Annotated in this window: 22 protein-coding genes; 13 read left to right on the top strand and 9 right to left on the bottom strand. The window is 72.4% G+C overall.

From position 1 onward, the window contains the following. Positions 1-260 precede the first annotated feature (260 nt). The 5 genes from gatC to Csp2054_RS11885 all read left to right on the top strand — a co-directional run bounded on the left by gatC (position 261) and on the right by Csp2054_RS11885 (position 5,539). Positions 261-560 carry an Asp-tRNA(Asn)/Glu-tRNA(Gln) amidotransferase subunit GatC gene (gene gatC / locus Csp2054_RS11905; RefSeq protein ID WP_096899524.1) on the top strand — a complete coding sequence of 100 codons (300 nt, stop codon included), beginning with the start codon at positions 261-263 and terminating at the stop codon, positions 558-560. Positions 561-573: 13 nt separating this feature from the next. Beyond that, positions 574-2,118 carry an Asp-tRNA(Asn)/Glu-tRNA(Gln) amidotransferase subunit GatA gene (gatA, locus tag Csp2054_RS11900; RefSeq protein ID WP_096899523.1) on the top strand — a complete coding sequence of 515 codons (1,545 nt, stop codon included), beginning with the start codon at positions 574-576 and terminating at the stop codon, positions 2,116-2,118. After that, positions 2,118-3,623, top strand: coding sequence for an Asp-tRNA(Asn)/Glu-tRNA(Gln) amidotransferase subunit GatB (gene gatB, locus Csp2054_RS11895; protein ID WP_096899522.1), 1,506 nt, complete (start codon positions 2,118-2,120; stop codon positions 3,621-3,623). Before gatA ends, gatB begins: the two co-directional genes overlap by 1 nt. Before the next feature lie 105 nt (positions 3,624-3,728). Continuing rightward, the gene (locus tag Csp2054_RS11890) at positions 3,729-4,823 is read left to right on the top strand and encodes a type III polyketide synthase (RefSeq protein ID WP_096899521.1); all 1,095 of its coding nucleotides are present in this window, start codon (positions 3,729-3,731) and stop codon (positions 4,821-4,823) included. Further along, on the top strand, positions 4,820-5,539 hold the full coding sequence (locus Csp2054_RS11885; protein ID WP_317951683.1) for a methyltransferase domain-containing protein: 720 nt from the start codon (positions 4,820-4,822) through the stop codon (positions 5,537-5,539). Before Csp2054_RS11890 ends, Csp2054_RS11885 begins: the two co-directional genes overlap by 4 nt. 86 nt (positions 5,540-5,625) lie before the next feature. Here the strand turns inward: Csp2054_RS11885 and Csp2054_RS11880 are convergent, their stop codons facing one another. From Csp2054_RS11880 to Csp2054_RS11850, 7 genes are all read right to left on the bottom strand, one after another. Continuing rightward, positions 5,626-6,645: an N-acetylglucosamine kinase gene (locus tag Csp2054_RS11880; RefSeq protein ID WP_096899520.1), complete on the bottom strand. Its 1,020-nt coding sequence runs from the start codon at positions 6,643-6,645 to the stop codon at positions 5,626-5,628. Next, positions 6,642-7,961, bottom strand: coding sequence for a 6-phospho-beta-glucosidase (locus Csp2054_RS11875; RefSeq protein ID WP_096899519.1), 1,320 nt, complete (start codon positions 7,959-7,961; stop codon positions 6,642-6,644). The genes Csp2054_RS11880 and Csp2054_RS11875 overlap by 4 nt, the downstream gene beginning before the upstream one ends. 7 nt (positions 7,962-7,968) lie before the next feature. Then, on the bottom strand, positions 7,969-8,862 hold the full coding sequence (locus tag Csp2054_RS11870) for a carbohydrate ABC transporter permease (RefSeq protein WP_096899518.1): 894 nt from the start codon (positions 8,860-8,862) through the stop codon (positions 7,969-7,971). 28 nt (positions 8,863-8,890) lie between these two features. Beyond that, complete coding sequence (locus Csp2054_RS11865; protein ID WP_217990915.1) at positions 8,891-9,961, bottom strand: carbohydrate ABC transporter permease; 1,071 nt, start codon at positions 9,959-9,961, stop codon at positions 8,891-8,893. Continuing rightward, positions 9,961-11,301, bottom strand: a complete 1,341-nt coding sequence (locus Csp2054_RS11860) for an extracellular solute-binding protein (RefSeq protein WP_096899517.1) — start codon at positions 11,299-11,301, stop codon at positions 9,961-9,963. The genes Csp2054_RS11865 and Csp2054_RS11860 overlap by 1 nt, the downstream gene beginning before the upstream one ends. A gap of 114 nt (positions 11,302-11,415) precedes the next feature. Then, positions 11,416-12,669, bottom strand: a complete 1,254-nt coding sequence (locus Csp2054_RS11855) for an ROK family transcriptional regulator (protein ID WP_096899516.1) — start codon at positions 12,667-12,669, stop codon at positions 11,416-11,418. Positions 12,670-12,957: 288 nt separating this feature from the next. Beyond that, on the bottom strand, positions 12,958-14,007 hold the full coding sequence (locus Csp2054_RS11850) for a zinc-binding dehydrogenase (RefSeq protein WP_096899515.1): 1,050 nt from the start codon (positions 14,005-14,007) through the stop codon (positions 12,958-12,960). Between the two features lie 78 nt (positions 14,008-14,085). On the opposite strand from Csp2054_RS11850, the gene Csp2054_RS11845 reads away from it, so the two are divergent. Both Csp2054_RS11845 and Csp2054_RS11840 read left to right on the top strand, forming a co-directional pair. Next, complete coding sequence (locus tag Csp2054_RS11845; protein WP_096899514.1) at positions 14,086-15,054, top strand: DUF3097 domain-containing protein; 969 nt, start codon at positions 14,086-14,088, stop codon at positions 15,052-15,054. Positions 15,055-15,745: 691 nt separating this feature from the next. Continuing rightward, positions 15,746-16,399, top strand: coding sequence for a spermidine/putrescine ABC transporter substrate-binding protein (locus Csp2054_RS11840; protein WP_096899513.1), 654 nt, complete (start codon positions 15,746-15,748; stop codon positions 16,397-16,399). A 141-nt stretch (positions 16,400-16,540) separates the two neighbouring features. Here the strand turns inward: Csp2054_RS11840 and Csp2054_RS11835 are convergent, their stop codons facing one another. Beyond that, positions 16,541-17,554 carry a LacI family DNA-binding transcriptional regulator gene (locus Csp2054_RS11835; protein WP_096899512.1) on the bottom strand — a complete coding sequence of 338 codons (1,014 nt, stop codon included), beginning with the start codon at positions 17,552-17,554 and terminating at the stop codon, positions 16,541-16,543. Further along, positions 17,551-17,982 carry a DUF3054 domain-containing protein gene (locus Csp2054_RS11830; RefSeq protein WP_176491674.1) on the bottom strand — a complete coding sequence of 144 codons (432 nt, stop codon included), beginning with the start codon at positions 17,980-17,982 and terminating at the stop codon, positions 17,551-17,553. The genes Csp2054_RS11835 and Csp2054_RS11830 overlap by 4 nt, the downstream gene beginning before the upstream one ends. A 262-nt stretch (positions 17,983-18,244) precedes the next feature. Here Csp2054_RS11830 and Csp2054_RS11825 point away from each other — a divergent pair, with 262 nt between their 5' ends. From Csp2054_RS11825 to Csp2054_RS11800, 6 genes are all read left to right on the top strand, one after another. After that, the gene (locus Csp2054_RS11825) at positions 18,245-19,399 is read left to right on the top strand and encodes an extracellular solute-binding protein (protein ID WP_096899510.1); all 1,155 of its coding nucleotides are present in this window, start codon (positions 18,245-18,247) and stop codon (positions 19,397-19,399) included. After that, on the top strand, positions 19,396-20,442 hold the full coding sequence (locus Csp2054_RS11820) for an ABC transporter permease (RefSeq protein ID WP_096899509.1): 1,047 nt from the start codon (positions 19,396-19,398) through the stop codon (positions 20,440-20,442). The genes Csp2054_RS11825 and Csp2054_RS11820 overlap by 4 nt, the downstream gene beginning before the upstream one ends. Then, on the top strand, positions 20,439-21,251 hold the full coding sequence (locus Csp2054_RS11815; RefSeq protein ID WP_096899508.1) for an ABC transporter permease: 813 nt from the start codon (positions 20,439-20,441) through the stop codon (positions 21,249-21,251). Before Csp2054_RS11820 ends, Csp2054_RS11815 begins: the two co-directional genes overlap by 4 nt. Before the next feature lie 87 nt (positions 21,252-21,338). Next, positions 21,339-22,409, top strand: coding sequence for an ABC transporter ATP-binding protein (locus Csp2054_RS11810; protein WP_096899507.1), 1,071 nt, complete (start codon positions 21,339-21,341; stop codon positions 22,407-22,409). Further along, positions 22,406-23,986, top strand: a complete 1,581-nt coding sequence (locus tag Csp2054_RS11805; protein ID WP_096899506.1) for an inositol monophosphatase family protein — start codon at positions 22,406-22,408, stop codon at positions 23,984-23,986. The genes Csp2054_RS11810 and Csp2054_RS11805 overlap by 4 nt, the downstream gene beginning before the upstream one ends. Before the next feature lie 78 nt (positions 23,987-24,064). Further along, complete coding sequence (locus tag Csp2054_RS11800; protein ID WP_096899505.1) at positions 24,065-24,790, top strand: hypothetical protein; 726 nt, start codon at positions 24,065-24,067, stop codon at positions 24,788-24,790. Positions 24,791-24,841: the final 51 nt, after the last annotated feature.

The following is a 24,841-nucleotide window of genomic DNA, read 5'->3' as shown; positions in this document are numbered from 1 at the left end:
GCCGCCGGGGGGGCGCGCCCCCCCCCCGCCGACGAGCCGCGCCTCCGACACCCGGTCGCCACGGGCCGCCCCCGACAGCCGGTCGCCCCGGGCCGCCCCCGACACCCGGTCGCCACGGGCCGCCCCGACAGCCGGTCGCCGTGGGCCGGTCGCGGCGCGTCGACCGCCGCGGGCCGGCTGCCGCGGGACGGTCGCGTGAGCGGTCCGGCGGCCCGCTCTAGACTGGTGCGCATCCCACGAACGGCAATCGACGGAGCACCATGCCTGACATCACGAGCGAGCAGGTCGCCCACCTGGCGAGCCTCGCACGTATCGCACTCACGCCCGACGAGATCGAGAAGATGACCGGGGAGCTGTCGCACATCGTCGAGAGCGTCGCCAAGGTCACCGAGGTGGCGACGCCCGACGTCCCCGCGACCAGCCACCCCGTCCCGCTCGAGAACGTCACCCGACCCGACGTGGTCGGCGAGACGCTGACGCAGGAGCAGGCGCTCTCCGGCGCGCCGGACTCCGACGGCGAGCGGTTCCGCGTCACGGCCATCCTCGGCGAAGAACAGTAAGGCACGGAGAACAGTGACCGACATCACGAAGCTGAGCGCCGCCGCGCTCGCCGACGCCCTCGTGTCCCGCGACGTCTCGAGCGTCGAGGCCACGCAGGCACACCTCGACCGCATCGCCGCCGTCGACGGCGACGTGCACGCGTTCCTGCACGTCAACGAGAACGCCCTCGCCGTCGCCAAGTCCATCGACTCGCGCCGCGCGGCCGGTGACGACCTCGCCCCGCTCGCCGGGGTGCCCGTCGCCGTCAAGGACGTTCTCTGCACCCAGGACATGCCGACCACCTCCGGGTCGAAGATCCTCGAGGGCTGGCGTCCCCCCTACGACGCGACCCCGGTCGTGAAGCTCCGCGCCGCGGGCCTCGTGCCGATCGGCAAGACGAACATGGACGAGTTCGCGATGGGCTCGACCACCCAGTTCTCGGCGTACGGCCCGACGCACAACCCGTGGGACCTCGACCGCGTGCCCGGCGGGTCCGGTGGTGGCTCCGCCGCTGCGGTCGCCGCGTACGAGGCGCCGATCGCCCTCGGTTCGGACACCGGTGGCTCGATCCGCCAGCCCGGTGCGTTCACCGGCACGGTCGGCGTGAAGCCCACGTACGGCGGTGTGAGCCGGTACGGGGCGATCGCGCTCGCGTCGTCGCTCGACCAGATCGGCCCCGTGTCCCGCACCGTGCTCGACGCCGCGCTGCTGCACGACGTCATCGGCGGGCACGACCCGCGCGACTCCACCTCGATCCCGGGGGAGTGGCCGTCGATGGCCGCCGCCGCGCGCGAGGGCCTGCAGGCGGACACGCTCCGCGGGCTGAAGGTCGGTGTCGTCAAGGAACTCGCCGGCGGTGAGGGCTTCCAGGCCGGCGTCGAGCAGCGCTTCCGCGAGACCGTCGCCCTGCTGGAGTCGGCGGGCGCCGAGGTCGTCGACGTGGACGCACCGTCGTTCGCCTACGCCATCAGCGCCTACTACCTGATCCTCCCGGCCGAGGCGTCGTCGAACCTCGCGAAGTTCGACTCCGTGCGCTTCGGGCTCCGCGTCACGCCCGAGAACGGCGCGACGGTCGAGGACGTCATGGCTGCGACGCGCGAGGTCGGGTTCGGCCCCGAGGTCAAGCGGCGGATCATCCTCGGCACCTACGCACTGAGCGCCGGCTACTACGACGCCTACTACGGCTCGGCGCAGAAGGTCCGGACCCTGGTCCAGCGCGACTTCGCGGCCGCGTTCGCCCAGGTCGACGTGCTCGTCAGCCCGTCCGCGCCGACCACGGCCCTGCCGTTCGGGGAGCGGATGGACGACCCGCTGGCGATGTACCTCAACGACCTCACGACGATCCCGGCGAACCTCGCGGGCGTCCCCGGCATGAGCATCCCGAACGGGCTCGCGCCGGAGGACGGCCTGCCGACCGGCGTGCAGCTCATGGCCCCGCAGCGCGAGGACGCCCGGCTCTACCGCTACGGCGCGGCACTCGAGCGTCTGCTCGAGCAGCAGTGGGGTGCCCCGCTCATCGACCGAATCCCCGACCTGGACGCCTCCCAGCAGTCGGCCGCGCAGGAAGGCGTGATCTGATGGCGCAGAAGGAAGCCCTGATGGACTTCGACGAGGCGCTCGAGCGCTACGAGCCGGTGCTCGGCTTCGAGGTGCACGTCGAGCTCGGCACGAAGACCAAGATGTTCTCGGACGCGCCGAACTTCTTCGGTGGCGAGCCGAACACGAACGTGACGCCCGTCGACCTCGGACTGCCGGGCTCGCTCCCGGTCGTCAACGAGCAGGCCGTTCGGTACTCGATCAGCCTCGGGCTCGCGCTCGGCTGCTCGATCGCCGAGTCGTCGCGGTTCGCGCGGAAGAACTACTTCTACCCGGACAACCCGAAGAACTACCAGATCTCGCAGTACGACGAGCCGATCGCGTTCGAGGGCGAGGTCGAGGTCGAGCTGGCGGACGGCACGCTGTTCCAGGTGCCGATCGAGCGCGCGCACATGGAGGAGGACGCCGGCAAGCTGACGCACGTCGGCGGCGCCACCGGCCGCATCCAGGGTGCCGAGTACTCCCTCGTCGACTACAACCGCGCCGGGGTCCCGCTCGTCGAGATCGTCACGAAGCCGATCTTCGGAGCCGAACACCGCGCCCCCGAGCTCGGTGCGGCGTACGTCCAGGTCATCCGCGACCTCGTCCGGGCGCTCGGGGTCTCCGAGGCGCGCATGGAGCGGGGCAACCTCCGCTGCGACGCGAACATCTCGCTCCGGCCCCGTGGCCAGGAGCGGCTCGGCACCCGCACCGAGACGAAGAACGTCAACTCGTTCCGGTCCGTCGAGCGAGCCATCCGCTACGAGATCCAGCGGCAGGCGGCGATCCTCGCGGCCGGCGGCACGATCACGCAGGAGACGCGGCACTGGCACGAGGACACCGGCCGCACCTCGGCCGGCCGTCCGAAGTCGGACGCCGACGACTACCGGTACTTCCCGGAGCCCGACCTGCTCCCCGTGGTGCCGGACCCGGCGCTGGTCGAGGAACTCCGAGCCGCGCTGCCCGAGGCGCCGGTCGCGCGTCGTCGTCGGCTCAAGGGCGAGTGGGGCTTCGCGGACCTCGAGTTCCAGGACGTCGTGAACGGCGGGCTGCTCGACGAGGTCGAGGGCACGGTCGCCGCGGGCGCTCCGCCGCAGGCCGCCCGCAAGTGGTGGACCGGCGAGATCACCCGCGTCGCCAACGCGCAGGACGCCGCTGCCGGCGACCTCGTCTCGCCGCAGCACGTCGCCGAGCTCATCCAGCTCGTCGAGTCGGGCGACCTGACCGATCGTCTGGCCCGCCAGGTGCTCGAGGGCGTCATCGCGGGCGAGGGCTCGCCGGCGCAGGTCGTCGAGTCCCGCGGCCTGAAGGTCGTCTCGGACGACTCGGCCCTCACCGCCGCGGTCGACGAGGCACTCGCCGCGCAGCCCGACGTCCTCGCGAAGATCAAGGACGGCAAGGTCCAGGCCGCCGGCGCGATCATCGGCGCGGTCATGAAGGCGATGCAGGGGCAGGCGGACGCCGCGCGCGTGCGTGAGCTCGTGCTCGAGCGCGCGCAGCAGGGCTGACGCCCGGAGCGACCGGCGACGCCGGACGGGAGGCACGTGGCGACCCCGCCACGTGCCTCCCGTCGTTCCTGGGGACGTGTCAGCGACCCGGTGACAGGATGAGTCGTGTCCCCAACGATCCGCGCCATCGGTACCGCCGTCCCCCGGACGAGCATCCGGCAGGACGCCGTTCGGGACCTCTTCCGCGGGCAGCGCGACACGGGGCGGCTGGCGAACCGGCTGGTCGGTGCCGCCTTCGACGGGTCCGCCGTCGACACCCGGCACACCGTGCTCGCCGAGCTCGACCCCGACAACGCGGCCGGGCCGTTCCGCGACGGGGACGGCCAGCTCGTCTCGCCCTCGACCGGCAGCCGGAACGACACCTACCGCGTCCTGGCGCCACCGCTGTTCGTCGAGTCGGCCCGTGACGCCCTCGTCCGCTCCGGCACGGCTCCGTCCGCGGTCACCCACCTCGTCACCGTGTCGTGCACCGGGTTCACACAGCCCGGTCCGGACCTCGACGTCGTCACCGGACTCGGACTCCGACCGGACGTCTTCCGGCAGCACATCGGCTTCATGGGGTGCTGCGCGGCCTTCCCGGCGCTCCGGATCGCCGCCGCGTTCGTCGATGCGGAACCCGAGGCGGTCGTCCTCGTCGTCTGCGCCGAACTGTGCACGCTCCACGTCCGCGCCTCCGACGACCCGGACCAGATCGTCTCGAACAGCGTCTTCGGCGACGGTGCGGCCGCGGCCGTGGTCACGGCGGGCGGATCCGGGCTGCGCGTCGACCGCTTCACCACGACGGTCGTGCCCGAGGGTGCGTCGGAGATGGCGTGGAACATCGGCGACGAGGGCTTCGAGATGGTCCTGTCCACGGCGGTGCCGAAGCTCATCGGCGAGCACGTGGCGCGCGCGGTCGCCCCGCTCCTCGGCGATGGACGACCGTCCGACGTCCCCGTGTGGGCCGTCCACCCGGGCGGTCGTGCGATCCTCGACCGCACCGCCGAGGCCCTCGACCTCCCCGACGCCGCCCTCGCACCGAGCCGCGCGGTGCTCCGCCGCCACGGCAACATGTCGAGCGCCACGGTGCTCTTCGTCCTCGACGAGGCGATGCGCGGGGACGACCTGTCCGACGGCGACGCCGTCGTGGCGCTCGCCTTCGGTCCCGGTCTGACCGTGGAGAGCGCACGGCTCACGGTCGCGACCACGGGACGGCCGTGAGCCGCGACGGCGGGATGGACCCGCGCCTCCCGGTCGACCTGTCCGAGCGCGACCGCGACCTGCGGGAGTTGATGGACGACCCGGACTGCGACCCGCGTGCGCTCGACCGGACCTTCCGACGGTTCGCGGTCGTCAACGCGCTCGTGAGCGGCTGGCGAGCAGTGTGGCGGACGCACGTCATGCCCGCGCTCCCGCCGAGCGGAGCCGGGCGTGTGCTCGACCTCGGGTGCGGCGGCGGCGACCTCGCTCGGGCCCTCGTCCGGTGGGCCGCGAGCGACGGCTTCGAGGTCGAGGTCGTCGGCGTCGATCCCGATCCCCGTGCGATCGCCGCGGCGACTCGGAGCCGGCAGCGCGGTGTGACGTTCCGGGAGCAGACGAGCGCCGACCTCGCCGCAGCGGGGGAGCGCTTCGACGTGGTCGTCTCGAACCACGTGCTGCACCACCTCGACGACGACGGGTGGCACGGGTTCCTGGCGGACTCGGAGCACCTCGCCACGAGTCGGGTGATCCACTCCGACATCCGACGGTCGCGAGCTGCCTACCGTTCCTACGCGATCGCGGCACCCCTGGTCGCGGCGGGCACGTTCGTGCGCGTCGACGGACTGCGCTCCATCCGTCGGAGCTTCACCGTGCCGGAGTTGCGGAGCGCGCTCCCGGCCGGGTGGGTCGCCGAAGCTGCGGCGCCGCACCGGGTGCTCGCGGTCCGGGACGTCTGACCGGTCTCCGCCGGACGTGTCGGACGGGAGGCGCGTGGCGGGGCCGCCACGCGCCTCCCGTCCGGTGTCCGGTCGCAATGCGTCGCCTACGGGATCGGCGCGGCGGTCGATGCGAACTCGCGGCCGAGGACCGCCTCCCGGTACCGCTCGAGGGCCCGGGGCCCGGCGCCGACCGACTCCAGGGCGGCCAAACCAGCGCCGAGCACGGGCGGAGCGGTCACCCAGGTCGGCACCGCGCCCGGCACCCGGCTGGCGAATCCGGCGATCACCGGATCGACCAGGAGCGGGTGTCGCGCCGCGAGGACGCCCCCGCCGAGCACGACGGGCACCGGGGCCCCCGCCATGCCGAGGCCGAGGCGCTCCAACGCGACCGACGCCATGACGACGATCTCCTCGGCCTGGCGTTCGACGACGCTGCGGGCGACAGCGTCTCCCGCACCGGCGACGTCGAAGAGCACCGGGCAGAGGCGGGCGATCGCGCCGTGGTCGAGTCGTCCGAAGTGCAGTGCTTCGGTGACGTCGCGCACCGACCGGTAGCCGAGGGAGCGCGGGACGGCATCCGCGAGGGCGGTCGCGGGCCCTCGGCCGTCGTCGGCCCGGGCGGCGTGCCACAGCGCGCGGTTGCCGAGGTAGGCGCCGCCGCCCCAGTCGCCCGATACGTCGCCGAGCGCCGGGTACCGGACGGTCGCACCGTCGGCCCGGACCGCGAGTGCGTTGATCCCGGTCCCGCAGACCAGTGCCGCCGCGTCGGGGGAGAGCGTTCCTGCGCGCAGCAGGGCGAACAGGTCGTTGTCGAGGACCGCAGGAGCACCGCCGTCCACCGACCAGTGGGCGAGTGCCGCCTCGGCCGCGACGAGCTCGTCGTGCAGGTCGAGTCCTGCGAGGTAGACGTGCGTGGTGCGGACGGCCCGCGTGCCGATCGCGTCGAGCACCCGGGAGCGCACGTCGTCCAGCGCCGGTCCGGCGATCGCCCACCCGCGGGACTGCGGGTTCGTGCCCGGACCACGCGCATGCGCAACGAGTGTGCCGTCGAGCGCGATGGCGACGACGTCCGTCTTGCTCCCGCCGCCGTCGACCGCGATGACGACGTCGTCGGGAGCCGTCACCGTGCACCCATGAGGAAGTCGCCGGAACGCGCTCCGCGCGCCCACGGGATGTGGTCGGCGTTCGCAGCGAGCAGCAGGTCGGTCAGCCGCTCAGCCTTGTCGACCTGCCCGACGAGCGGGTGCGCCCACATCGCACGGAGCACACGGTCACGCCCTCCGTGGACCGCGGCCTCGAGGGCGAGCCGCTCGTAGCCGGCGACGTGCGCCACGAGGCCGGCCATGTCCGGCGCGAGCGGCTCGACCGGCAGCGGGGTGATGGCCTGTCGGGTGACGCGTGCGGGGACCTCGATGACGTGGTCGTCGGGGAGGAACGGGAACGTGCCGTCGTTGCGCACGTTGAGGACCTGCACGTCACCCCGGTCGCCGAGGATCGAGGACAGCACGTCGATCGCTGCCTCGGAGTAGTACGCCCCACCACGCTCCTCGAGCTCGGCGGGCTTCGTCACGACCGAGGGGTCGGCGTACTTCTCCAGCAGCGCTCGCTCGGTGTCGATGACGGCCTCGGCGCGGGTGCGCTCGTGGAGCTGCTCCTCGAGCACGACGTCGTGGCTGTAGAAGTAGCGGAGGTAGTACGACGGCACGGCGTGCTGCAGGCGGATGAGGTCAGCGGGCATGTGCACGCTCTCCGCCATCCGGTCGAGGGCACCGGTGTCCGCCGCGAGCAACTCGGACAGGACGTCGCGTTCGGTGCCGTCGTCCGACAGCACGTGCACCCCGCGCTCCCACGTCAGGTGGTTCAGGCCCACGTGGTCGAGGCGGACCGCCTCGGGGGCGACGTCGAACTCGCGGGCGAACCGGCGTTGGAACCCGATCGCCACGTTGCAGAGGCCGACCGCACGGTGGCCGGCCTGGAGCAGCGCTCGGGTCACGATCCCGACCGGGTTCGTGAAGTCCACGATCCAGGCGTCCGGCTTGGCGTGCTCCCGCACCAGGTCGGCGTACTCGAGGACCACCGGGACCGTCCGGAGCGCCTTCGCGAACCCGCCCGGCCCGGTCGTCTCCTGCCCGATGCAGCACACCTCGTGCGGCCAGGTCTCGTCCTGCTGCCGAGCCGCCTGTCCGCCGATCCGGAGCTGGAACATGACGGCGTCGGCGTCCGACACCCCGGCGACCACGTCGTCCGTGACGTGGACGGTGCCCGGGTGCCCGGCGTGCGCGAACATCCGCCGGGCGACACCGCCGACCAGGCGTCGTCGCTCGGCATCGGGGTCGACGAGCCAGAGTTCGTCGATGGGGAGCTGGTCGCGGAGGCGGGCGAAGCCGTCCACGAGTTCGGGGGTGTAGGTGGACCCGCCACCGATGACCGTGAGTTTCACTGTGGTGCTATCCCTTCACGCCGGTGAGCGCGATGCCCTCGACGAATGCCTTCTGTGCGAAGAAGAAGATGACGACGACCGGGACCATGACGACGACGGTCATCGCCATCGTCATCGACCAGTCGGTGCCGTGTTGACCGCGGAACGTGGCGAGACCGTACGCGACGGGCCACGCCGCCTGGTTCTCGGACGCGTAGAGGAGCGGCCCGTAGTAGTCGTTCCACGAGTGGAAGAACATGAAGATCGCCGCCGATGCGATGCCCGGCCGAGCCATCGGCACCACGACCCGCGCGAGGACGCCCCACTCGCTGCAGCCGTCCATCCGGGCCGCATCGCCGTACTCCTTCGGGATCGTCAGGAAGAACTGGCGGAGCAGGAAGATGCTGAACGCGTCGCCGAGCAGGTTCGGCAGGATCAACGGCCAGAGCGTGCCGGTGAGGTGCAGCTCCGACCACATGACGTAGACCGGCACGGCCGTGACCTGTGGTGGCAGCAGCATCGCCACGATGATGACCGTGAAGATCGCGTTGGCCCCACGGAACCGGATCTGGGCGAGGGCGTACGCCGCGGGCACCGAGCTGAGGAGCATGAAGGCGGTGGCGAGCACGGCGTAGAGCGCGGAGTTGCCGAACCACTGTGCGAGGGGCAGCTCGGTGAACACCCGACCGTAGTTCGCGAGGTCGAACGGCTTCGGGATGATCGACGCCGTCAGGGCCTGGTTGCTCGACATCAGCGACGTCAGCACGACGAACACGATCGGGGCGATGGTGATCACCCCGAGGGCCACGAGCACGGCGTGCTCGGCGATCCACACGAGCAGGCTGCGGCGGGGACCCCTCGTGGAGCCGGGTGCGGCGCCGCGGGGTGCACGGGCGAGTCTGGGCTGGGACACGGCGGTCATCAGGACTCCTCGGGTCGGTCGGTGGGCATCAGTCGGCCTCCGGTCGGAACACGGAGATGCGGCGCATCGTGAGGACGAGCACGATCGCGGTGACGACGAACAGGACCACGGCCATCGCGGACGCGTAGCCGAACTGGAAGTTCGCGAACCCGTGCTGGTACAGCAGTTCGGTGTAGGTGAGCAGCGAGGTGCCCGGGTACCCGAGCTGCGCCGCCGTCCCACCGCCGATCGTGGCCTTGCCGGACGCGACCCCGGAGGCGACGGCCGCCTCGGTGAAGTACTGCAGGGCAGCGATCACCCCCGTGACGACGGCGAACCCGATGACGGGTGCGATCGTCGGCAGGGTGATGTGCCGCACCTGCTGCGGTCCGTTCGCCCCGTCGAGCGACGCGGCCTCGTACAGGTCTCTCGGGACGTCGAGCAGGGCCGCGAGGAAGATGATCATGATGTCGCCCATGACCCAGACGCCCATGATCACGAGCGACGGCTTCGACCACGCCGGGTCGTTGAACCACAGCGGGCCGTCGATGCCGAAGAACCGCAGGATCTGGTTCACCGGCCCGGTGCCGGGGTTGAACAGGAAGACGAACGCGACGACGCTCGCCACGGGCGGCACGAGGGCCGGCAGGTAGAACAGCGTCCGCCAGAACCCGGTCGCCGCTTTCGCCCGGCTGAGCAGCCCGGCGACGAGGAGCGCGCACACGATCCGCACCGGCACCAGGATCACCACGAACCAGATCGTGTTCACCACCGCGGCACCGATCTGGGGGTCCTGCGTGAACAGGAACCGGTAGTTGAGGAGCCCGACGAACTGCGGCTCCTGGAGCTGGTTGTACCGCGTGAACGAGTAGACGATCGACGCGACGAGCGGGTACGCGAAGAAGACCACGAGTCCGAGCAGCGCCGGGGCGAGCATCGTCAGGGCGACGAGCCTGCGCCGCGACTCGGCGCTGCGGCGCCGACCGGACGTGTTCCGACGGGACGAGTGCGCGGAACCGCCAGCGGGGTCGGGAGCCGACCCCTTCGGTGAGGCGGGCCGGGAGGCGCGGGTGCGCCGCGCCTCCAGGCTGTCGGTTCCGGGGCTGGTGACGTCCGTCATCACGGACCCGCCAGCTGGTTCGCGTTGTCGATGTCGGTGTCGAGCTGCTTGAGCTTCTGGTCGAGGTTCCCGCCGTTCTCCTGGTACGCCTGCCAGAACTTCGTGAACGTGCCGATGTAGGCCGCGCCGTCTGCGGTGCCGGGCGAGGTCATCGTGTCCTTGTTCCCCGCGACGTCGACGAAGGTCTTGTAGTTCTCGTCGACCTCGAGCTTCGGCGACTCGAGCGCCGAGGTGATCGTCGGGATGTTCTTCAGCCCGTTCGCCATCGTGACCTGCGCGTCGGTGTTCGTCGACAGGTACTTCAGCAGCGCCCAGGCGAGCTCCGGGTGCTTCGACCCCTTGGCGATGCCCGCGACGTTGCCCGCGATGTACGTCGAGCCGTAGTTCCCGAGTCCCGACATCACCGGGGTGGGAGCGGTGCCGTAGTCGAGGTCCGGTTTCTGGTCCGCGATGAACGCCGTGCGGTACTCGCCGTCGATCTGCATCACGACCTGACCGGTCTGGAACGCGTTGTCGGCGGCGAACTCCTGGCCGAGCCCGGACGTGAACGCCTTGAGCTTGTCGTACCCGATCTCGTCGACGAAGGCCTTCTGCCAGGTGATGAGCTTCTTCCAGGCGGCCGAGGTCCCGATGACGCTGTTCCCCTTGCTGTCGAGCCAACGGCCGTCGATCATCGGCGCCCAGTGCTCGGGCGAGTTCTCGTAGAAGTCGATGAGCGGGTTGAAGCCGAGCTGCTTGATCGACCCGTCGGCGTTGTACGTGGTGAGCTTCAGCGCGTCGGTCTTCAGCTCGTCGAGGGTCTTCGGCGGCGTCGTGATGCCCGCCTTGGCGAACGCCGCCTTGTTGTACATGAGCGCACTGACGTCGGCCAGGGCCGGGAGCGTGCAGCGCTTGCCCTTGTACTCGGTGTACGACCGCACGGCCTTGGGGATGTCGGACAGGTCGACCCCGTCCCGCTCGATGTACGGGGTCAGGTCCCGGAACGCCCCGGACGAGCAGAAGCTGCCGACGATCGCGGTCGAGTACGACAGCCCCACGTCGATGTTCTGCCCCGACGAGATCGCCTTCTGGAGCTTCTCGTCGTCCTGGCCCGCGTGGATGTTCACCGTGACGCCGGGGTTGGCCTTCTCGAAGCCCGCGACGGCCGACTTGACCACTCCGGCTTCGCGGCCCGTGAAGAAGTGCCAGAGGGACACGGTGCCCTTGAGCTCCTTCGGGGCGGACTTGTCGATGCTCTGGGCGCTCGATCCCGAGCTGCAGCCGGCGATGACGAGCGCGCCGGCGGCCGCGACGGCCGTGGCGGCGACGATCCGCCGGATCTTCGGATTGGGGAGGGACATGTGGGACTCGCTCTCTGCTCTCGCTCCGTCGCCACCGGTTTCCGGGCGCGACGAAGAGCCCTGTGTCAGGGCTGGTGGTGGTTCCTCGAGTGGTGCGGGTGGGAGTGGTGCTGGTCAGGTCCGCATGCGCGGTGTCGGCGCGCTCGCCGTGTCGGGGGCATCGGCGGTGATGCCCTCGACCCGAGCAGCGAGCGCGGCACGCACCACGTCGATGAGGACGTGGCGGGCGCCGTGGAGGACGGGGGTGTCGGGGACGCCGGGCGCCACCACGGCGGTGGACCAGCGCGTGCGGGTCCGCAGCCAGGCGGTGACGGAGGCGGCCAGGGCGGGACCGCCCGCGATCCCGGTCGGGCCGTGCAGGACGACCGTCTCGGGATCGGCGACGGCGAGCGCCGGGAGCACGTTGTGCCCGATGCGCTCGCCGAGGGCGGTCGTGAAGGGGTGCTGCGCCGGAAGGTCGGCGAGCTGGGGAAGCACCTGGCGCCAGGTGGCGGCGGTGCCGTCCGGCGCGGTGATCCCGTGGGCGGCGGCCAGGGCGGTGATCGCCGACTCGGAGATGAGGTCGGCGATGATCGTGGCCGTCGGGTCGATGGCGTGCGCGTCGGCGGGGACACCGAGGTACCCGATCTCGCCCGCGGCGCCCGATGCGCCCGTGTGGAGGCGGCCGTCGAGGTCGAGCGCCATCCCGAGGCCCTCCGCCATCCACAGCAGGGCGAAGGAACCGGTGCTCCGTCCGGCGCCCATGCTCCGCTCGGCGATGGCGGCGAGGTTCGCGTCGTTCTCGACGACGACCTGCACGCCGAGTTCGGCGGAGAGCGTCGCGGCGACCCGGTCACGGGGCCAGCCCGGCAGCCCGTCGGTGAAGATGAGGGTGTCCGTGGTGTGGTCGACCGAGGCCTGCACCCCCACGGCGACCGCGGTGACGAGGTCGGGGTCCACGTCGGCCGCGGCGGCAGCTCGGGCCACCGCTGCGGCGACGATGTCCGCGCCGTCGCTCGCGACCTCGTCCTCGGACATGGTGTGCGTCGCGACGGGGAACCGCCGACCGGCGGCGTCGACCACGGTGGAGCGGACGTCGACCAACTGCACGTCGACCGCCACCGCGAGGTCGCGCTCCGTGATGGCCTCGTACACCAGTGCGCTCGGCCCGCGACGACCGGCTTGTGCCTCGGTGCCGGCCGCCCGGATCAGCGACGCCGACTCGAGACGCCGGATGATCTCGGCCGCGGTGGGCTTGCTGAGGCCGGTGCGACCGGCGATCTCGTTGCGGGTCAGGGGCCCCTCGTCGAGGAGCAGCTCGAGCGCCGCTCTGTCGTTGAGCACGCGCAGGAGGCCGGGTTGGCCGGGGGTGCGTCCGCGAGGGGTCATGCGAGGACTGTAATGGACAACCTTGTTTTCTGAAAGGTTTGTTCACAGATCCGTAACACCCGATCCGCTGTGCAGAACCGGGACCGCTCGCTGACGGGCACACGGGACGGGCCCGGCCCGCGCCTCCCGTCCGCACCGCGGTCGCGGAAGCGACACGGTGCCGGTTCCTCGGGCCGTCTGGCCCGCGGAAGCGACAGTGGCGCGCGTCCGGTGCGAGGCGTTCTGTCGCTCTCGCGAAAGCGACAGAACGCACTCCGCGCCCCGCCAGCCCAACGGCCGCGCGTCACCCTACGGGCGCAGCAGCACCTTGATGGCGCGCCGCTCGTCCATGGCGCGGTACGCCTCGGCGGCCTCGTCGAGCGGCAGCTCCAGGTCGAACACGCGGCCGGGCTCGATCGCACCCGAGAGCACGTCCGGCAGCAGCTCGGGGATGTACTTCCGCGCCGGGGCCATGCCGCCCGCGACGGAGATGTTCGTGTCGAAGAGGTACCGGGTGCCGATGGTCGGCACCCCGTGCGGGACGCCCACGAATCCGAGCGCACCGCCGGGCCGCACCGAGTGCAGCGCCTGGTCCATGCTCTCCTCGGTGCCGACGGCCTCGACCGCGCAGTCCGCCAGGTCGCCGTCGAGGAGCGCACGGATCGCCGCCACGCCCTCCTCGCCGCGCTCGGCCACGATGTCGGTCGCGCCGAACTCCCGCGCGAGCGCCTGGCGGTCCGCGTGCCGGCTCATCGCGATGATGCGGTCCGCGCCGAGGCGCTTCGCCGCGAGCACCGCGGACAGGCCGACCGCTCCGTCGCCGACCACCACGACGGTCTTGCCCGGCCCGACGTGTGCCGACACGGCGGCGTGGTGCCCCGTCGAGAACACGTCGGCGAGCGTCAGGAGCGAGGGGACGAGGGTCTCGTCGACCGGGCCCGGCACCCGTACGAGCGTCGCGGCGGCGTCCGGGATCCGCACGTACTCGGCCTGCGCACCGCCGACGGGGTCGCCGTACGCGTCGGTGCCGCCGAAGCCGGAGAGGTGCTCGCACCCGGTGGTCATGCCGTGCCGGCATGCCTGGCAGGTGCCGTCGTTCATCGTGAACGGGGAGATGACGAAGTCGCCCTCGTGCAGGTCGGTCACGTCGTCACCGACCGCCACGACGGTGCCGACGAGCTCGTGGCCGATCCCGTGCGGCTCCTTGGTCGCGGTGACGCCGCGGTACGGCCACAGGTCGGACCCGCACACGCACGCTGCGACGACCCGGACGACGACGTCCTTCGGGGTGATGATCGTCGGCTGGTCGCGGTCCTCGACGCGGATGTCGTTGGGGGCGTGGATGATGGCTGCGCGCACGGGGTGCCTTCCTGCGGATGGTGGGGTGTTCGGCCGGTCGACGTCGTCCGGGGCCGGATCGACACTACGCTCCTGCGGGTGGACGACGACCGGTACGGCAGTGACGTCCTCTCGGGCGACTGGCGCTCGCGAGGCGTGCAGAAGGTGCGCCAGGTGCCGCTCGAGCGCGGCATGGTGCTCGAGGACCCCGTGACCGGCTGGGCCGGTGCCGTGGTCCGGCTCGAGGCCGGCAACGTCGAGCTGGAGGACTGGAAGGGCCGGACGCGCTCGTTCCCCTTCAGCGGGCAGTTCCTGCTCGAGGGCGAGCTCGTCACGCTGGGTCGGCCGCAGGCGCCCGTCGGGCGCGGGCCCGGAGGGACGGCGTCGGCCGGGCGATCGGGCCCCGCTGCGTCCGGGCGGCCTGCCGCGGCCGCGCCTCCGGTCGGGAGGCCCGGGGTGGCTCCCGCCGTGCGGCACGCGTCCGACGGTGGTCGCCTCCGCACCGCGTCCGGTTCGTTCGCGGTCGAGCAGCAGCGCGCGCGTGTGGCGCTGCCGTCGCGGATCATGGTCGAGGGCAAGCACGACGCCGAGCTCGTCGAGAAGGTGTGGGGAGCGGACCTCCGCGTCGAGGGGGTCGTCGTCGAGGAACTCTCCGGGGTCGACAACCTCGCCGACGTCCTGGAGGAGTTCCGGCCGACCCGAGACCGTCGGGTCGGTGTCCTCGTCGACCACCTCGTGCCGGGCTCGAAGGAGTCCCGGTTCGCGTCCGCAGTGATGCAGGGGAAGTGGGGTGCGCACGTGCTCGTCGTCGGCCACCCGTTCGTCGACGTGTGGCAGTCGGTCAAGCCGGCGCGGCTCGGCCTCGAGGCGTGGCCCACGATCCCGCGCTCGATCGAGTGGAAGAAGGGGATCTGCCAGCACCTCGGTTGGCCGCACGACGAGCAGGCGGACATCGCGCGGGCGTGGCAGCGGATCCTCGGGCAGGTGCGGACGTTCGCGGACCTCGAACCGCAGTTGCTCGGCCGCGTCGAGGAGCTCATCGACTTCGTGACCGAGCCGCGGGGCTGAGGGCCGGCCGCGCCGTCGGCGTGAGCCGGCCTGTGGGTGGCGACCCGCGCCTCCCGTCCGTCCGGCCGTTCGGCGTGGGCGCGCGCGTGCTCGTGCTCCTGCTTGCCCGTGCGTCTCCGTGGGCTCGTGCTCGTGCGCGTGCGCGTGCTCGTTCTCGTGCGTGCGCGTGCGCGTGCGCTGGCGAGCGGGCGAATCTTGCGGCGCTGGACCCGTCCGTCGTGTCGTTTCCGCCCGCTCGCGGAGGAGTGCGCCGCCCCGGGCCCGTCCCGTCCGCGCGAGCGGGCGGATCGTGCGGGTCCATCGGCCGAACGTCGTCCGGAAACGCCCGCTCGCGGATCCTCGGGACCGGCTGTGCGCGAGCGGGCGGAATCTGCGGCCAGCTGTGCGGTCGTGGCGCCGTTTCTGCCCGCTCGCGGAACGGGCGAGCCGCGCGGGGACCTGCTGAGTGGAGGTACCGCGAGCCCGGCTGCGTGCGAGCGGGCGGAATCCGCGGCCAGGAGTGCGCTCGTGGTGCCGTTTCTGCCCGCTCGCGGAACGGGAGGACGGGCGGGCCGTCCGCGGGTTCCCGGGGCGGACGCTCGCGGGCGAACGGGCAGATCTCGCTGGTGCGGCGGCGGACCACCGCACGGAAACGCCCGCTCGCGCGGGATGGCGGGGGTCGGCGGAGCCTCCGCTTCCGTATCGTTGAGGGATGGACGGCATCGACGGGCGAGTGCGCAGCGCCGTCGACGTCTGGCTCCGCTGGCTCCCACGATGGCAGATCGGGACCGCACGACCTCGGACCCGCATCTGCCGGAAGTGCACCGGGTCGCCCATCGCGAGCGCCGCGGGCTTCGGGCCGGACGTGCCGCACGCGGTCCAGCACGCGCTCATCGGGCGGATCTCGACGATCATCGAGGACGCGGTCGACGAGTACACCGCCAAGAACCTCCCGCTGCTGCAGCGTGAGCTGGAACGGGCGGCTGCGCGGAAGCGGCACGCGGGCTACCAGCCGACCGAGGGGTTGTCACCCGAGTTCCAGGGCCTCGACGTGGATCCGGAACCCTCGCCCGGGGAGCCGTTCCTGTTCACCCTCGGGGAGATGACGGGGACCGGCGCGGGGGAGCAGACCCCGCGCGAGCCGCTGTCCGACGAGGCGAAGGCCGCACTCCGGCACGAGATCGAGCTGTCCGACGAGTGCGCTCGGTCGACCGGGACCGCGGTGTGCCTCGCGCTCATCGAGCACCGGCCGCGCATCGCCGAGGCGGTCGAACGGCTCGTCGAACCGCAGATCGAGGCGCTCGTGTCCGACATGTTCCGGGGGTTCGACGGCCTCGGCGAGGAGCCGCGCGAGGGCCTGTTCTGAGCGCCGGAGCGTCGGGGTGCGCGCTCGCTCACGGGTCCAGGCGTGACGACCGGGCACGACGACGCCCGGCGCTGGCGTCAGCCGGGCACGACGACGTCCGGCGGGACCGTCAGTGCGGCAGGACGACGCCCGGCCAGACCCTCAGCGCGGCAGGAGCGTGCGCCCGGGGATGACCCGCCCGCGCAGAGAACGGTGCTCGACCGGGCTGGACGGGTCCTCGATGCGGCCGACGACGAGGTCGATCGCCTCCCGTCCGATGCGCTCGATCGGCTGCTCGAGCGTCGTGAACCCGATCCAGTCGTTGGCGAGCGGGGAGACGCCGTCGAACCCGGTCACGGAGACGTCCCCGGGGACCTCGACGTCGAAGCGGCGGAGCGTGTCGCACAGGTCGAGCATGAGCCGGTCGGTCGGACACATCACGGCCGTGACCCCGTCCCGCGCGATCGTCTCGGCGACGTCCGCCGCGATGTCGGCCGGGGGACGGACGAAGCTCGCGTCGAGGTCGACGACGCGGACGCCCCGGCTCCGGAGCCGCTCGACCATCGCCTGCGACCGGGCGTACTGCGTCAGCGCGTTGTCCTGCGGCACGGTGAGCACCGCGACCGTGGTGTGACCGGCGTCGGCGACGGCGTCCGCGATCCGAGCGCCCCCGTCGGCTTCGTCGCAGTACACGCTCGACAGGGCCGGGTGCAGCTCGGGCCGCCCGGCGACGACCGTGGCGATGCGCGGCGCGAACTCGGCGATCTCGGCGGCGGGGAGCAGGCCCGAGCACACCACGAGCCCGTCCACCCGCATCGACACGAGGGCCGCGAGGGCGGACTTCTCGTCCTCGACCCGGCCGACCCCGGTCGTCGTGACGACGCGGTAGCCGAGCTCGGAGGCCCGGCGCTCCATCACCGCGTGGAGTGCGGTGTAGACCATCGACGAGGCGTCGCGGACGAGCATGCCGATGGTGTGCGTCCGGCCGCTGACGAGTCCGCGCGCCATCGCGTTCGCCACGTAGCCGAGCTCGCTCGCGGCCCGTTCGACACGCTCACGGGTCTCGTCCGAGAACCGACCGGTGCCGGACAGCACACGGCTCACGGCCGACTTGGACACCCCGGCGCGGGCAGCGACGTCGAGGATCGTCGGCTGGGACCCGCGCGGACCGGTCACGCGGTGGCTCGGGGCTCGCGACGGTCCGATCCCGCACCGCGCCTGGCCAGCGCGCGGTCGACGAGACGGGCGAGGGCACGCCAGCCGAACAGGAACGCGCCGAGCACGACGGTCGTGACGATCACGAACGAGATCGGCAGCGGGTTGCCGTCGACGTCGCCCTGCCCGGTGGCGACCCGGATGGCGAGGCCGATGAACACGGTGAGGACCCAGAGCACGACCGCGGTCGGCCAGTACCGCAGCGGCCTGGCCCATGCGCCGCTCGAGACGTAGCCGATCGCCCACCCGGCGAGGAACGGGTACGCCGTCGTCCAGAGCCCGAGGACGGACGCGGCCTCGCCGTGGGAGGACCGGCCGATCACGGCGAACAGGACGATCAGGACGACGTCGACGACGGCTGCGAGCCAGCCCCAGGTACGTGTGGACACGGCCCCATTGTCGCAGCAGCCCCCGACGGTCGCGGCACCCGGACCGAGCACACCGTTCACCGTCCGGCGAGGTCGACGGCACCCGGCGTTCACCCGGCCCCGTCACACTCGACCCCGGCGCGGGAACGTTCCCGCACCGACTCGCACGAAGATCCACGGGCCCGCGCAAAGCCCCCGCGAAGGCCCCCACGAAGCCCCCGCGAAGGCCCGCACGACATCCACACGAAGCCCCCCACCCCACCGAACCAGGGAGACCACCGCCGTGAAGACCCGAGTCCTCGCCGGCCTCGCGATCGCCGCCGCCGCGACCGTCGCACTGTCCGGCTGCGTCCAGAGCGCCAACGCCTCGAACACCACCGACGGCGACGGCACCACCAGCCTCACCGTGTTCATCAGCGGCGACACGAACGTCCAGGACCTCTGGGAGAAGTCCCTCATCCCGGCGTTCGAGGAGCAGCACCCGAAGATCAGCGTCCACACGAGCATCGACCTGCACGGCGAGCACGACGCCCAGACCCAGGCGAACCTCGCCACTGCGGTCAAGGCCGGCAAGAGCGTGGCGTACGACCTCGTCGACGCCGGCTGGGTCACCACCGTCGGCAAGGCCGGGCTGCTCGCGAAGGTCGACGAGCAGGGCGTCCCCGCGCTGAAGGACGTCCCCGAGGCCACCCGGCAGCAGGGCGGCGACCACGCGATCCCGTACCGCGCGTCGAGCGTGCTCCTCGCCTACGACCCGGAGAAGGTCACCGACCCGCCGAAGACCCTCGGCGACGTCCTCGTGTGGATCAAGGAGCACCCCGGGCAGTTCGCGTACAACTCGCCGTCCTCCGGCGGCTCGGGCGGCTCCTTCGTCGCGACGGTCCTGGCGAAGTACCTGACCGCATCCGAGCAGGAGACCATGCAGACGAGCTACGACAAGTCGCTCGAGTCGAAGTGGGACGAGGGGTTCCAGGAGCTGAAGGACCTCGGCCCGTCGATGTACCAGAAGGGTGTCTACCCGAACGGGAACGACCAGGTCGTGCAGCTCCTCGGCTCCGGTCAGATCGCGATGGCGCCGGTCTGGAGCGACCAGTTCATCACCTCGCAGAAGACCGGCATCATCCCGAAGTCGATCAAGGCGGTCCAGATCTCGGACCCGTCGTTCACGGGCAGCGCGAGCTTCCTCGGCATCCCGAAGACGGAGCCGGCGGCCAAGAAGGCGGCCGCCGAGGAACTCGCCGACTTCGTGCTCAGCTCGAAGGGGCAGCAGCTCGTCGCGAGCGCCGTGTCCGGCTACCCGGTGGTCCCGCTCGACACCCTGCCGAAGTCGGTCGCCGAGCAGTTCGCCGACGCGAACCCGTCGCAGCTCCGCCTCGGCTTCCAGAGCGAGTTCGCCGCCGACATGAACGCGGCGTGGGACGCGAAGGTGCCCCAGTGACCCAGGTCACCGACCGGGAGGCCCGTGGTCAGTCCGCCACGGGCCTCCCGCCCGTCCCCGCCCACGACCAGGACCCCGCGCACGGTACGGCTCGCGCGGACGCCCCGGCGCACGGCGCCGCCGCACGTGCGTCCGCCCGCGCCCGGCAGGCGCGGCGCAGCCGCACCACCGGCCTCGCGCTCGTGGCGGCCCCGGTCCTCGTCGTCGTGCTGTTCGTCGGCGTCCCGGTGGTGAACGCCGCGCTGTTCTCCCTCGGCCTCACCGGGGGCCTGAACGCGGCGCTGTCCGCGATCGGCCAGGACGTCGTGCACGGCCTCTCGCTCGCCGTGTACGGCGCACTGCTGTCGAACCCGGTGTTCCTCCGCGACCTCGTCGCCACCCTCGGCGTCACCGCGGCGTCGACCGGCCTGACGATCGCGCTCGCGGTCGTCGTCGCCGTGGTCCTCCGACTGCGCGGCGGGGTCGTCGGCAAGACGCTCAGCGTGCTCGCCGTGGTGCCGATCTTCGTGCCCGTGGTGATCGCGAGCTGGTCGGTCCTGACGTTCACCGACGCGCAGGGCTTCCTCCGCAGCCTCGGCGCCCAGTTCGGCCTCGACGTGCCGGTGTGGGGCTACACCCTCGTGGCCGTCGTGTTCGGCAGCGTCTGGACGAGCCTGCCGTTCGCGGTGCTCATGGTCGCCGGTGCACTGCAGGGCACGCCGGACGCCCTGGTCGAGGCGGCGAGGGACGCCGGCGCGAGCACCTGGCGCGTCGTCTGGCAGGTGCTCCTGCCGATGGCGCGGACGCCGCTCGTGATCGCGACGACGTTCACGGTGATCGGTGTGCTCGGATCGTTCACGGTGCCGTACTTCACCGGTCCGAACGCGCCGACGATGCTCGGCGTCGACATCTCGAAGTACTTCCAGGCCTACAACCGCCCGCAGCAGTCGACCGCGATGGCCTTCATCGTGTTCGCCTTCGCCGCGGCGGCGAGCGTCTCCTACCTCCGCTCGACGGTCCGGACCAACGAACGCGAGCTCACGACGAAGGAGGCGCGCTCGTGATCCGGCGCCTCACGGGCACCGCGCTGGTCTGGGCCACCGCGGTCGTCCTCGCGGTCTTCATCGCCGGCCCGCTCGTCTGGCTCGCGGCCCGGGCGTTCGCCACGAGCTGGACCTACCCGAACCTGCTGCCGGACGGCTGGACCCTGCGCTGGTGGTCGACCGTGTTCGAGGACCCGTCGCTCGGCGTCGCCGTCCAGAACTCGCTCGTCCTCGCACCGCTGACCGTCCTCGTCGCCGCCGTGGTGTGCCTGCCGGCGGCGTGGGCGATCAGCCGGATCGAGTTCCCCGGGCGGCGGATCGTCCTCGTCGGGCTGTTCGCGACGAACGCCTTCCCGAAGATGGGCCTCTTCGTCACCATGTCCGCGATGTTCACGGCGCTCGGCCTGATGAACACCGTCACCGGCATCCTGATCGTCCACGTGCTCGGCTGCGTGGTGTTCATGACGTGGCTCCCCGCCGCCGCGTTCTCCGCCGTGCCACGCTCGCTCGAGGAGGCCGCACGCGACGCCGGTGCCGGAAGGTGGCGCACGTTCTGGACCGTCACGTTCCCGATCGCCTGGCCCGGGATCCTGGTCGCCGTCGTGATGAGCTTCCTCGCGTCGTTCGACGAGGCCCAGGGCACGTACCTCGTCGGTGCCCCGACCTACATGACGATGCCGACCGCGATGTACTCGCTCGTCCTGAACTCCCCGCGGCAGGTCTCGGCGGTGTTCGCCATCGCCCTGAGCATCCCGTCGATCGTGCTCATGACCCTCGCCCGGAAGCACATCATGGGTGGCCGCCTCGCGGACGGCTTCCAGATCCGATGACCAGGCCGCCCCGATGACCAGGCCGACACGATGACCAGGCCGACACGACGACCAGACCGACCCGACCCCAGCTCGAAAGGCGACCCGATGACGGACGCAACGCTCCTCGCGGAACGCGCACCGCGCCTCCAGGCCGACGCCCGCGGCACCGGACCGACCCGCGCCGACGGGTTGACCGTCCGCGGTCTCCGCAAGACCCTCGGCGGTCGCGACGTCGTCGCCGGCATCGACCTCGAGGTGGCCCGCGGCGAGCTCGTGTCGCTGCTCGGCCCGTCCGGGTGCGGCAAGACGACGACCCTGCGGATGGTCGCCGGGTTCCTCGACGCCGACGCCGGCGTCGTGACGATGGGCGGTCGGGACGTGACCGACCTCGGACCCGAGCGACGGCCGAGCGCCATGGTGTTCCAGAACTACGCCCTCTGGCCGCACATGACGGTGACGCAGAACGTCGCCTTCCCCCTCCGCACCCGCCGCGTGCCGAAGCAGCAGACCGCCGAGCGGGTCGCAGCGGCCCTCGAGCTCGTCGGTCTGACGCACCACGCGGCCTCGAAGCCGACCGCCATCTCCGGTGGCGAGCAGCAGCGCGTCGCCCTCGCCCGCGCGATCGTGCAGGAACCCGACGTGCTGCTCCTCGACGAGCCGCTGTCGAACCTCGACGCCAAGCTCCGGGTCAGCGTCCGTGACGAGATCCGCCGCATCCAGCAGCGCCTCGGCATCACGACCGTCATCGTCACGCACGACCAGGACGAGGCCTTGAGCATCTCCGACCGGATCGCCGTCATGCACGACGGCCGGATCGAGCAGATCGCCGAGCCCGCCGAGCTCTACGCCCGACCCGCGACCGAGTTCGTCGCGTCGTTCATCGGGTCCACGAGCCGTGTGCATGGCCGTTTCGCCGTCGGCGTCGACGCGCGCCCCGGCGACTCCGTGCTCGTGCGACCGGAGCAGGTCGTCCTCTGCGACGACTCGCCGCTGCGCGCCACCGTCGCCCGTGTGCTCGTGCGCGGGCACTTCGCGGAGGTCGTGCTGCGCGCCGACGACGACGAGCTCCGCGCGTACGTCGGCGGGCCGCCGCCCGCGGTCGGTTCCGAGGTGGGTGTCCGCCTCGGCGACGTCCTCGTCCACCGCGACGGCGTCCTGGTCGGGAGCACCCGGTGAGCGCGGAGGTCGCGGTCCCGCAGGCGGTCCGGTCCGACCCGGCCGGGAGGCACGGCGCGGCCCCGCCACGCCTCGTCGCGCACCGCGGTGCGCCGCGGGTCCGACGCGAGAACACGATGCCCGCGGTCGCCGTCGCCCAGGCGCTCGGCGCGGACACGATCGAGGTCGACGTCCGTCGCACCGCCGACGGCGTGGCCGTCCTGCTGCACGACGAGACCCTCGGGCGGATGTGGGGTGATGCCCGGCCCGTCGCGGAGGTGCCGTGGTGCGAGGTCGCCCGGCTCGGCAACGGACTCGACCGGATCCCGCGGCTCGACGCGGTCCTCGAACGCCTGGACGGCTGCGGGTCGACGCTCCTGATCGACCTCACGGACCCGGTCGACGCCGTGGTCGCGGCGCAGACCGTGGCCGGCTCGACGGCGGAGACCGTCGTGGCGTGGTGCGGCGCGCCGGACGCCATGGTCGCGGTCCGCTCCGTGCTGCCCGACGCCGACGTGTGGCTCGCGTGGACGTCGCTCCTCCCGCCGACTCCGGAGGACCTTGCGGCGCTGACGCCGTCCACGCTGAACCTCGACGTCGCGTTCCTCACCCCCGCGACGGTCGCGGCCGCGCACCGGCTCGGACTGCAGGTGTCGGTGTGGACCGTCGACGACCCGGAGCCCGCCGTCTGGGCCGCCCGCCTCGGCGCGGACTCGGTCACGACGAACGACCTCGCGGGCCTCCGGATCGCGCTGGACGCCGCCGCCCGGGACGGCTGGGCGGTGCCGGAACGCGAGCCGACCGAGGCCGAGGTGGCCTCGCGGGCGCAGGCGCTCGCGCACCGGATCGCGCACGAGGTCATCGCGTTCACCCGGGAGCACCCGGTCGGCGAGGTCAGCTCGAAGGCGCACCCGGCCGACCTGGTCACCGACGTGGACCGGATGGTGGAGCAGCACGTCCGCGGTCGGGTGCGAGCCGTGTTCCCCACGCACGGCTTCACGGGAGAGGAGTACGGCGACGCCCCTGGTGACCGGCACCGCTGGTACCTCGACCCCGTCGACGGCACGACGAACCTGGCGAACGGCGTCCCCTGGACCTCGACGTCGCTCTGCCTGACCCGCGGCGGGCACCCCGTCGTCGGGGTCGTCGCCGACCCGTGGCGTGGCGAGGTGCTCGAGGCCCGGCGGGGCCGGGGGGCCGTGCTCCGCGACCGACCGCTCCGGCTCGACGACGTCCCGCGGCCCCTCGCCGGCGCGGTCGTCGGGACCGAGCTCGACGGACACCGGCCCTGGCCGGGCTTCGGCGCGTTCCTCGACGCCCTCGCGGCGCGGTCCTGCACGCTGCGGGTGCAGGGCTCCGGCACGATGACCATCGCGCAGGTCGCGGCCGGGCGGGGGATCGGCGGCTGCGTGTCGGCGTTCAACCCCGTCGACCACGGTGCCGCCGTGCTCCTCGTGCACGAGGCCGGCGGGGTCGTGCTCACCCGCGAGGGCCCGGTCGACGGGTTCCCGCCGGTCGGCGAGCCGTTCCTCGCGGCGCACCCCGGTGCGGCGGACGAGCTGCACGCGGTCTGGGTGGCGGCGCTCGGCGTTCTCTGAGTCGGCGTACAGGGTCCGGCGCCCGTGTCCTCGTAGGCTCGGCATCCAGCACCACCGCCACGTGAAGGAGCACGGACCATGGGATTCCTCGATCGTCTGCTCGGTCGTCCCGAGCGCCCGCAGCAGGACCGCAGCGCGTGGGGTGCGCCGCAGCAGCCGCAGGGCTACCAGTACGGCCAGCAGTCGTACCAGGTGCCCGCCGGAGCGCCGCAGTGGGGCGCTGGGACGCCGGCCGGTGCGCCGGGGACCGCTCCCGCGTCCGGGTCGGCCGACGACGAGCGGGCCGTCGAGCGCTACCGCTACCTGCTGCGCACCGCGCCGCCCGAGCGCATCGAGGAGGTCCACGCCGAGGCCTTCGCGACCCTCACGCCCGAGCAGCGTCGGATGGTCTACGACGAGTTCACCCGGAGCGCTCCGACAGGCGAGGCCCCGCGCGGCGACGACCCGCGGTCCCTGGCCCAGGCGGCCACCCGCTCGGAGATCCGGCAGCCCGGGTACGTGGAGCGGTCGCTCGGGAACATGGGCGGCGGCGGCTTCGGTCAGCGGCAGGGGCCCTCGTTCGGTCGGATGGTCGGGGCGTCGATCCTCGGCACGGTTGCCGGCTACGTCATCGGCTCCGCGATCATGAGCGCCTTCCTGCCGGACCCGGGATCGTTCGACGGCGGTACCGACGCTGCGGATGACGGTGGTGCGGGCGACACTGGGGGTGGCTACGACGAGGCATCGGCGGACGGCGGCTCCGACTGGGGCGGCGGGTTCGGCGACGACTTCGGCGGCGACCTCGGCGGCGGCTTCGACATCTGAACCCACCGACCGGTCGCCGCACACTGGAATACTGGTATTCTCCTCCACCGG

This window comes from Curtobacterium sp. 'Ferrero' (genome assembly GCF_002412165.1).
Classification (GTDB): domain Bacteria; phylum Actinomycetota; class Actinomycetes; order Actinomycetales; family Microbacteriaceae; genus Curtobacterium.
The sequence above is the reverse complement of the archived record's forward strand: the minus strand, read 5'-3'. Positions and strand labels throughout refer to the sequence as shown.

Bases quoted from the DNA above. Each gene is read 5' to 3' on its own strand.
- gatC (WP_096899524.1), top strand. From the start codon at position 261: ATGCCTGACATCACGAGCGAGCAGGTCGCCCACCTGGCGAGCCTCGCA.
- Csp2054_RS11810 (WP_096899507.1), top strand. From the start codon at position 21,339: ATGACGGACGCAACGCTCCTCGCGGAACGCGCACCGCGCCTCCAGGCC.
- Csp2054_RS11855 (WP_096899516.1), bottom strand. From the start codon at position 12,669: ATGACCCCTCGCGGACGCACCCCCGGCCAACCCGGCCTCCTGCGCGTG.
- Csp2054_RS11840 (WP_096899513.1), top strand. From the start codon at position 15,746: ATGGACGGCATCGACGGGCGAGTGCGCAGCGCCGTCGACGTCTGGCTC.
- gatB (WP_096899522.1), top strand. From the start codon at position 2,118: ATGGCGCAGAAGGAAGCCCTGATGGACTTCGACGAGGCGCTCGAGCGC.
- Csp2054_RS11860 (WP_096899517.1), bottom strand. From the start codon at position 11,301: ATGTCCCTCCCCAATCCGAAGATCCGGCGGATCGTCGCCGCCACGGCC.
- Csp2054_RS11865 (WP_217990915.1), bottom strand. From the start codon at position 9,961: ATGACGGACGTCACCAGCCCCGGAACCGACAGCCTGGAGGCGCGGCGC.
- Csp2054_RS11870 (WP_096899518.1), bottom strand. From the start codon at position 8,862: ATGACCGCCGTGTCCCAGCCCAGACTCGCCCGTGCACCCCGCGGCGCC.
- Csp2054_RS11800 (WP_096899505.1), top strand. From the start codon at position 24,065: ATGGGATTCCTCGATCGTCTGCTCGGTCGTCCCGAGCGCCCGCAGCAG.